The sequence below is a fragment of the Methylobacterium sp. WL18 genome (genome assembly GCF_008040015.1).
In the GTDB taxonomy this organism is placed as follows: Bacteria; Pseudomonadota; Alphaproteobacteria; order Rhizobiales; family Beijerinckiaceae; genus Methylobacterium; species Methylobacterium mesophilicum.
On record NZ_VRVD01000736.1, the window covers coordinates 1 to 2,111 of the forward strand.

The 2,111-nt window shown below is 71.5% G+C and carries 3 protein-coding genes; 1 reads left to right on the forward strand and 2 read right to left on the reverse strand.

Going from position 1 to position 2,111, the window contains the following annotated elements; translation table 11 throughout:
* On the forward strand, window positions 1-787 hold a 787-nt coding region (locus FV228_RS27670; RefSeq protein WP_187277941.1), incomplete at its 5' end, for a sensor histidine kinase.
* A 28-nt stretch (window positions 788-815) separates the two neighbouring features.
* Here FV228_RS27670 and gmk read toward each other — a convergent pair.
* Complete coding sequence (gene gmk / locus FV228_RS27675; RefSeq protein ID WP_147857433.1) at window positions 816-1,481, reverse strand: guanylate kinase; 666 nt, start codon at window positions 1,479-1,481, stop codon at window positions 816-818.
* A gap of 50 nt (window positions 1,482-1,531) precedes the next feature.
* Window positions 1,532-2,111, reverse strand: a 580-nt coding sequence (locus tag FV228_RS27680) for a DUF1732 domain-containing protein (RefSeq protein ID WP_147857434.1), incomplete at its 5' end; no start/stop codon positions are given.

Below are 2,111 nucleotides of genomic sequence, written 5' to 3' on the forward strand. Positions count from 1 at the left end.
GCTGCCGCGCCGCTCGTTCGAGCGCTGGGTCGAGGAGCGCACCGGCTACGCCGCCGCCTGGGCCGAGTGGCAGGTCCAGCTCTCCCGCTCGCTGGCCGAGGCGGTGGAGGGCGTGGTGCTGCGCCAGCGCCGCAAGATCGACGAGCTGACCAGCCTGCTCGTCGAGAAGGAGCGCCTGCTCGAGCAGAAGGACCTGCTGACCCGGGAGATCGACCACCGGGTCAAGAACTCCCTGCAGATCGTCTCGGCCTTCCTGCAGATGCAGCGCCGGCAGATCGCCGACCCCGACGCCCGCCAGGCCTTCGCGGACACCTCCGCCCGGGTGATGAGCGTCGCCCGCGTGCACGACAGCCTGTACCAGGCCGAGCGCTTCGACGAGGTCGATCTCGGCCAGACCATCGAGAACCTGTGCAACGACCTGGCGGGGCTGGCCGGCGAGGGCCATGCCGTGGACCTCTCGGCCGAGCCCGGCCTGATGGTGCCCTACCGCAAGGCGGTGGCGCTCTCGCTGATCGCCACGGAACTCGTCACCAACGCCTTCAAGTACGCCGCCAACCCCGCCGGCGGCGGCCGCGTCGAGGTCAGCGTCTCGGCCTCCGGCCCCGGCGAGGTCCAGCTCCGGGTCTGCGACGACGGCTCCGGCCTGCCCGACGACTGGGCCGACGCCAAGGTGCGCGGCAGGGGCACGGGCCTCGGGATGAAGCTGATCCGGGCGATGCTCGACCAGATCAACGCCCGGCTCGACGTGGCCAACAACCCGGGCGCGTGCTTCACGATCACGGCGTGAGCGGTATCGCCACCGCCATCGCGATCCCTCAGGCGTCCGCCTCCGCCAGCAGCCCGTCGACGAACTGCGCCAGACCCGTCCGGCGCGCCCGCTTCAGCCGCTCGGCGGACAGGATGCCCTGCAGCGCCCGGAAGGCGTCCTGCAGGTCTTCGTTGACGATGACGTAGTCGTACTCGCTCCAGCGCTGGATCTCGGTCCGGGCGTTGGCCAGGCGCTTCTCGATCGTCTCGGCCGAATCCTCGGCGCGGCGTTCCAGGCGCTGGCGCAGCTCGGCCATGCTGGGCGGCAGGATGAACACCGTCACGACGTCCTGGGCGAGCTTGGCCCGGACCTGGCGGGTGCCCTGGTAGTCGATGTCGAAGATCATGTCCCGGCCCGAGCCCAAAACCTTCTCCACCGGCCGCCGGGGCGTGCCGTAGTAGTTGCCGTGGACCTCGGCCCATTCGAGCAGGTCGTCGCGGCTGCGCAGGTCCTCGAACGCCTCGCGGTCGATGAAGTGATAGTGCCGCCCGTCGATCTCGGAGGGACGGCGCGACCGGGTGGTGACCGAGATCGACAGGTCGAGCGCCCAGGCCGGATCCTGCGCGACCGCCCGCGTCAGCGTGGTCTTGCCCGCCCCCGAGGGCGAGGACAGGATCAGGATCAAGCCCCGCCGCGCGATCGTGTCGGAGACGTTGTTGGCCGGTCCGCTCATCCGCGTGGCTCCGTCGCGATATCCATCCGCATCCCTCAGGCCCCGAAAACTCATTCGATGTTCTGGACCTGCTCGCGGAACTGCTCGACCACGGCCTTGAGGTCGAGGCCGATCCGCGACAGGCTGATGTCGTTGGCCTTGGCGCACAGGGTGTTGGCCTCGCGGCCGAACTCCTGGGCCAGGAAATCCAGGCGCCGGCCGATCGCGCCGCCCGCCGCGAGCAACTCCCGGGCGCTGGCCACGTGGGCGTGCAGCCGGTCCAGTTCCTCGCGCACATCCGCCTTGCCGGCGAGCAGCATCGCCTCCTGGTGCAGGCGCTCGGGATCGAGGTTGGTCCCGCCCAGGGCCGCGATGGAGGCCGCCAGCCTGGCCCGCACCGCCTCGGGCTTGCGCGCCGGGTTGTCCTCGGCGGCCTGGGTCAGCGCCGCGATGCGGTCGACCTGCGCGGTGACGATGTCGGCGAGCTGGCGCCCCTCGGCCCGGCGAGCCTCGACCAGGTCGGCGACCACCCGGACCACGCCCTCGGCGAGGTCCCGGGCGAACGCCTCGGTCTCCATTGAGGCCGCCTCGTCGTCGCTCTCGATCACCCCGCGCACGCCGAGCAGCCCGTCCAGGGTCGCGGGCGCCACG